The sequence below is a fragment of the Anaerolineales bacterium genome, assembly GCA_016928575.1.
Lineage (GTDB): Bacteria > Chloroflexota > Anaerolineae > Anaerolineales > RBG-16-64-43 > JAFGKK01.
This window is the reverse complement of the sequence record JAFGKK010000037.1, coordinates 69,789-75,788: the sequence shown is the minus strand read 5'-3', so window position 1 is coordinate 75,788 and position 6,000 is coordinate 69,789. Positions and strand designations below refer to the sequence as shown.

At 61.6% G+C, this 6,000-nt stretch carries 6 protein-coding genes; 5 read left to right on the top strand and 1 reads right to left on the bottom strand.

Annotated elements, in window-relative coordinates; all coding sequences use genetic code 11:
- Nucleotides 1-472: 472 nt before the first annotated feature.
- A complete protein-coding gene (locus tag JW929_05330) occupies nucleotides 473-958 on the top strand; it encodes a hypothetical protein (protein MBN1438816.1) in 486 nt (161 codons plus the stop codon).
- On the top strand, nucleotides 922-1,344 hold the full coding sequence (locus tag JW929_05325; protein ID MBN1438815.1) for a hypothetical protein: 423 nt from the start codon (nucleotides 922-924) through the stop codon (nucleotides 1,342-1,344). Before JW929_05330 ends, JW929_05325 begins: the two co-directional genes overlap by 37 nt.
- Here JW929_05325 and JW929_05320 read toward each other — a convergent pair.
- The gene (locus JW929_05320) at nucleotides 1,260-2,417 is read right to left on the bottom strand and encodes a hypothetical protein (protein ID MBN1438814.1); all 1,158 of its coding nucleotides are present in this window, start codon (nucleotides 2,415-2,417) and stop codon (nucleotides 1,260-1,262) included. The two genes, JW929_05325 and JW929_05320, sit on opposite strands and share 85 nt — an antisense overlap.
- A gap of 136 nt (nucleotides 2,418-2,553) precedes the next feature.
- On the opposite strand from JW929_05320, the gene JW929_05315 reads away from it, so the two are divergent.
- The 3 genes from JW929_05315 to JW929_05305 all read left to right on the top strand — a co-directional run bounded on the left by JW929_05315 (nucleotide 2,554) and on the right by JW929_05305 (nucleotide 5,960).
- Nucleotides 2,554-4,062: a nicotinate phosphoribosyltransferase gene (locus tag JW929_05315; GenBank protein ID MBN1438813.1), complete on the top strand. Its 1,509-nt coding sequence runs from the start codon at nucleotides 2,554-2,556 to the stop codon at nucleotides 4,060-4,062.
- Between the two features lie 139 nt (nucleotides 4,063-4,201).
- Nucleotides 4,202-4,900 carry a bifunctional nicotinamidase/pyrazinamidase gene (gene pncA, locus JW929_05310; GenBank protein ID MBN1438812.1) on the top strand — a complete coding sequence of 233 codons (699 nt, stop codon included), beginning with the start codon at nucleotides 4,202-4,204 and terminating at the stop codon, nucleotides 4,898-4,900.
- A gap of 124 nt (nucleotides 4,901-5,024) precedes the next feature.
- A complete protein-coding gene (locus tag JW929_05305) occupies nucleotides 5,025-5,960 on the top strand; it encodes an isoaspartyl peptidase/L-asparaginase (GenBank protein MBN1438811.1) in 936 nt (311 codons plus the stop codon).
- Nucleotides 5,961-6,000 lie beyond the last annotated feature (40 nt).

Below are 6,000 nucleotides of genomic sequence, written 5' to 3'. Positions count from 1 at the left end.
TTTTTGTATCCCCTATCTTTCCAATGCCCTTCAGCCATCTTGAATTTCTTTGCTTTTTCTGCAAAGATTTGATTGGTAAGGTTCTAAAGGGTTCCGCCGCTTTGATCTCCTCTCTGAGGATGAAATTCAGGTAATCATCGTCGCCCCTCAATTGACAGGGGAGGGACCGATGGATGGCGAAGTTGTCTTTACGCTTCCGGATACATACTATTTTTGGACCGAAGGTATGGGAGAGGGTGAGAAAGTATACATCGGCCAAGACGACATGAGGACTGACCAATGGGTGACATATGGGTGGGACGAAGATGACCCTGACAAGGAACCGGAAACATTCAATTGCTCGTCTAGTTGGCCGACAATTCGTTGCCCATTGCCCTACTTAGAGGGGCATATCCGATATTTTGTAGTCGGCGCTCTCTATGCACAAATCGACGCCTGCGAAGGGGTGTACATATACGGTGAAGACGTCCTTGTGATTAATAATCCGCCGCTCGAACCGGCCGAAGAGGTTTGCTATTCGGAGGAGCCGTATTCGTTCGACAACGCCAAGGTCAACTACTGGTTCGCGCAGGTGCCGACGACGGATCTGCACCTGAGTATCGTCAACGACGTGCCGTTCCTGCATGCCGGATACACTGGGGTGTTGATGCAGGCGACGGAGGGAGCGACGCCGATCACGGCCGAATGCCCGGTATCCTCGAAGGACCCCAACCGGGTGGATTGCGCGTTCGTCAACTTCCCCGGGCCGAGCGGGACATGGATCGTGACGTTGACGCATAACTCGTGCGGATTCTTTATGCGCGAACTGTGGATCGGGATGCCGCTGTGCCCGGCGGGGGAGACCCATCACGCGGAGTGGCCGTACAACAACAGGTGCTGCACCGACGGCTGCTGGTGCGAGTACCCCGGATACGGCTGGGGATGCTGGGAATCCTGCGCGCCGCATTGCGCGAGTTGACCGACCATGAAAAAACCGACCGCGAGCACAACGACGGCTGGCTGGCGACGGTCGTATTGCCGGAGTTCATCCCCAATCACTGGTGGGAAAGCCCGCTGCACAACCAGACGGCCTGGCTGCTGAAGGCCGCCCTGTTCCACAATCGGCGGCGCGGGAATTTGGAAAGAGCGGCGGTCGATGCGCTGGTTCATTCGCGGAAGCAAACTTGCCGACAATCGACCACCGCCGATCGCAGAACGGCAGGCGGCTCGGTCGGTTTCGAAAATCGATTTCGCCGCCACCGCGCGCCCGTCTGTGGCGCTCATTCCAGCACTTCCCCCCATCGCCAATCCTTCGAGAGCATGTATTCGATCCATTCCCAAATGGAAACCCCGCCGACCGAGTAGCTGTAATCGCCGACACAATGGGCGTCGCCGTCGACAAGGTAGCGTTGAAAGGCGGCGGGGAAAGCCGAATGGATTTGGCCGGTGGTTTCCAACAGCAGCGCTCGGTAATCCTCGGGCCGCATCGCCCAATTTTCGGTGAACACCGCATCGCCATACGAGGAAAACACGCCCACCGCCAGGCGCCGATCCAGCCCCAGCATCCAGGCGTTCATGAAAGCCAGTTGCTCCGAACACTGCGGACACTCGGCAGGGATCAGCGGCACGATGTTCCAGGTTTGATACGCCGCCCGGTACATCGCCGTGATCGAGGGATTCTGCAAGCCCAAGCCCGATTCGTTGAAAACAAACATGTCGGCTTGGGGAAACTGCAGGCGGACCATCGGCGCGGTTCCCAGCGTGCCGTATCCTCCGGCGCTGCAGCCGGCGACAAGGATCTCCCGGGAATGCGGGAAAAGCTCCCGCATCAGGCGGACGGCGGCCGAGGTGTTTTTCAACCCCCAATGCCAGTGGTCGGCCGCGCCGTCGCCGTCGTAATCTGCGTCGGCGTCGCCGAGGTGGAGGCTGCCATCGCAGTAGGGGACGTAGAGGTAGTTCCAATCCCTCACCGGATTGCTGCGGTCGGCGGTTGCCAGGCCGCGGCTCAGCCGGAGAAAGGAACGCTCGGCGTTCTTGATGCATTCGTCGCGGCCGGGAAAACAGGCGCCGCCGCCTTCCAACCAGATGACCGTATTGGTTTCCTCGCTTCCCTTGCGGGCGGCGATGAAATACTCGCCGCCCAGAAGGCAGCGGCAGTCCGCGGGATCGTAGCGGTAGACATCCCATCCGGATTCGACGGAATGGCTGCGGCGCTCGTCGGATTCAGCCAGATATTTTCCGTACCCGAGTTCGGCGATGCGGGCGAGATACTCCGCGGCACCGGAATCCGGCGACGCGGCCTCCGATGCCTCGGGCGCCGCGCTTTCCCCGAGAGCCGGTCCGGTCGCCGCAGATCGGTACCCGCGTCCGGGAAGCGCGCAGGCAAACAGCAGGACGGCGGCGGCGAGGAGAGTATGGGTTTTTCGCGATGGGATCATCCAGAGACCTCCCGTGGTTCGGCCTTCCCGGATGATATACCCGTTTTCCCTTCCCTGAAATAAAGCTCTCCAAACAGGGGAAGGGCGTTTTTGCTACAATGCGAACGGATCATCCGCCCCGGGAGCTGGAACCATCATGGATGCGATAAAGAAAACCTACCGCGATTCGCTCGCCCTGCTGACGGACTTCTACGAGATCACCATGGCCTACGGCTATTGGAAGGCCGGGATGGCGGACCGCGAGGCGGTGTTCCACGTGTCCTTCCGGCAGAATCCGTTCAACGGCGGATACACGATCGCCTGCGGTCTGGCCCACACGATGGAATACCTGGAAAACTTCGGATTCGACGACTCCGATCTGGACTATCTGGCCGGGATCCCCGACCGGACGGGAAAGCCGCTGCTGGAGAAGGAATTCCTTCGATACCTGGGAAATCTTCGGCTGCGCTGCGACGTCGACGCGGTGCCGGAAGGGACGGTGATGTTCCCGCAGGAGCCGATGCTGCGCATCCGCGGGCCGCTGCTGGAGTGCCAGTTGCTTGAGACGGTGCTCCTCAACATCCTCAATTTCCAATCGCTGATCGCGACCAAGGCGGCGCGGGTATCCTTCGCGGCGGAAGGGGCGCCGGTGCTCGAGTTCGGGCTCCGGCGGGCGCAGGGGTTCGACGGAGGCCTCGCGGCGAGCCGCGCGGCCTACATCGGCGGGTGCAGTGCCACTTCGAACGTGCTGGCCGGGAAACTGTTCGGCATTCCGGTGGCGGGGACTCATTCGCACAGCTGGGTGATGGCCTTTCCGACGGAGCGGGAGGCGTTCGAGGAGTACGCGCGGATCATGCCCGATAATTGCATCTTCCTGGTGGATACCTACCAGACCCTGCAAGGTGTGCGGATCGCGGCCGAGACGGCCAATGGCCTGCGAGCGCGCGGCTCGGAGATGACCGGAATCCGACTGGATTCGGGGGATCTGGCGGCGCTCTCGGTCGAATCGCGGCGGATCCTCGACGAGGCGGGATTCCCTGACGCCAAGATCGTCGCCTCAAACGAAATGGACGAGTACATCATCGAAAGCCTCAAACACCAGGGCGCGAAAATCGACCTGTGGGGCGTGGGGACCAAACTCGTGACCGCCTTCGACCAGCCGGCGCTGGGCGGGGTGTACAAGCTCTCGGCGTTGATGGGCGACGACGGGGAGTGGGAATACAAGATGAAAGTCTCGGATCACGGGGTGAAGACCTCAACACCGGGATTTCTGCAGGTGCGGCGGTTCCGGCGCGGCGGGATGAACATCGCCGACGCGATCCTCGAAGACGGGGCGCGGCCGGCCGGCGATTGCATCATCGTCGACACCTCCGACCCGGCCCACAAGGAGACGGTCGCGGCGGACGCCGAACACGAGGATCTGCTCATCCCGGTGATGCGCGGCGGGAAGACGGTGTACCCGACGCCGCCGCTCGAGGAGATCCGCCGCGCGACGGTGGACAACCTGGCGCACTTTCCGCCGGCGATCAAGCGCTTTATCTACCCGCATTTGTATCCGGTCGGGCTGGAGATCGGCCTGTACCGAAAGAAGATCACCCTGGCGCTCAAGAACGCGAAACGGAAACCGGATGAGGGGGAGCCCTCTCCTCCGTCCTCTCCCGTTTAGCGAAGATCACAGAACGCTAAACGGGGGGGATTCATTCTCCGCCCAAGAAGCAACTCCCGCATGGAGATAAATACCCGGGCTTAAGAGAAAATTCACCTGCGGGGCTGAAATATTCGGCGGCCTGTAAAGGAGGGAAATCATGAAGGCGTTGATATTGGTCGACATTCAAAATGATTTTTGCCCCGGGGGCGCGCTGGCGGTGCCGGAGGGAGACGCGGTGATCCCGATCGCCAATCGGCTGCAGAAGGAATTCGACCTGGTCGTGGCGACCCAGGACTGGCACCCGCGCGGGCACGCGAGCTTTGCCAGCACGCACGGAAAGCCGGTCTACGAGGTGATCGAGATCCGCGGTGCGCCGCAGACGCTGTGGCCGGACCACTGCGTGCAGGGCACGGCGGGTGCGGAACTGGCTCCCGGGTTGGAGCGGACCCGCATCGCGCGGGTGTTTCAAAAGGGGACCGATCCGGAAATCGACAGCTATAGCGGGTTTCTGGACGCGGACCACAAGCATTCCACCGGGCTGGCGGACTACCTGCGTGAGAAGGGCGTCGAGGAAATCTACATCGCCGGGCTGGCCACTGACTACTGCGTGAAATCCACCGCGCTCGACGCCGTCCAGCTTGGCTTCCGCACGCGGGTGATCGAAGACGCGTGCCGAGGGGTGAACATCCAACCGGATGATTCTCTGAAAGCGCTGGAGGAGATGCAAGCGGCGGGGGTGATAGTCGTGGCCGGCCGCGCAATCCTCCTCCTTGGCAAGTCCGCAAAGGCCCGGCAGGCGACACGGCGCCGCGGGCGGAAGAAACCGCCGAGTCCCGGAAAGAATCGAAAGCGGTAGCGTCGGGGCGGGATGCGGACCGCAGGGAACGACCGCCGCGCTCCGCGAACTTATTTCGGAACGGTTTAACCTTCCATTTGGACTACTTGGCGGAGCCGCAAAGCATTTGCGGCTTGCGGAAAGGATGGAACGAATGTTGCTGCTCGCCAATTACGAAGGGCGGTCCGGCGTTCCCAAGGCCGTCGAGATGCTCAAGGCCAAATCTTCCGGCTTGCGGGCGATCGTCGAGGGAATCAAACTGGTTGAAGCTGATCCGGAAATCCACACCGTCGGCCTCGCCTCGCGGCCGAATCTGCTGGGCGAGTTGGAGTTGGATGCGGCCGTCATGGACGGGGATACGCGCCGCAGCGGGGCGGTGGGCGCCCTGCGCGGATACAAGCACCCCGTCGAGGTGGCCTATGAGGTCATGCGGCGGCTGGACCATGAGATTCTGGTCGGGAAGGGCGCAGAAAGGTTCGCCAGGGAGATCGGGGCGGAAAGCTCCGTCAACGAAACGGATTATTCGGCGGAATCGTGGAGGAGCCGATTGAAGGATATCCTGACGGAGGAGCAGCGAAAGCGGTTTCCGGAGATCAATCTACTCGAGGTCGCATCGGTCGGCAGGGACCCGGGGAGCTTATTCGACACCACGGTGTATTTGTGCATCGACCATGCGGGGAGGATCTGCTCCGCGGCCAGCACGGCCGGTTGGCCGTGGAAATATCCCGGCCGGCTGGGCGACAGCCCGATCATCGGCGCGGGAAGTTATACGGACAGCCGCTACGGCGCATGCGCCTGCACCGGGGCGGGGGAGATGACCATCCGCGCGGGGACGGCGCGGGCTGTCGTCCTCTATCTAGAGCTGGGCTATTCCCTGCGGGATGCGGTCCAAAAAGCCGCGGAAGACCTCTCCGGATTGAAAACCGGCTTTTGCGAAGTTGTAGCGATTCACGCGATCAATTCTAAGGGCGAGCACCGGGTTTTAACGGTGAACGCCGAACAGCCGACGAAATACCTTGTTTGGAACGACGGCATGTCCGCCCCCGTCGTCCGGGAGGCGAAAGCGTTCCAAGCGGATTAACCACGGCCCAGCGGACGCGCATCGGTTAAAATAAGCAGGG

What these genes read in the sequence shown, in the direction of transcription:
- JW929_05325 (MBN1438815.1), top strand. Translation starts at nt 922, where the DNA reads ATGCTGGGAATCCTGCGCGCCGCATTGCGCGAGTTGACCGACCATGAA.
- JW929_05320 (MBN1438814.1), bottom strand. Translation starts at nt 2,417, where the DNA reads ATGATCCCATCGCGAAAAACCCATACTCTCCTCGCCGCCGCCGTCCTG.
- JW929_05315 (MBN1438813.1), top strand. Translation starts at nt 2,554, where the DNA reads ATGGATGCGATAAAGAAAACCTACCGCGATTCGCTCGCCCTGCTGACG.
- pncA (MBN1438812.1), top strand. Translation starts at nt 4,202, where the DNA reads ATGAAGGCGTTGATATTGGTCGACATTCAAAATGATTTTTGCCCCGGG.
- JW929_05305 (MBN1438811.1), top strand. Translation starts at nt 5,025, where the DNA reads ATGGAACGAATGTTGCTGCTCGCCAATTACGAAGGGCGGTCCGGCGTT.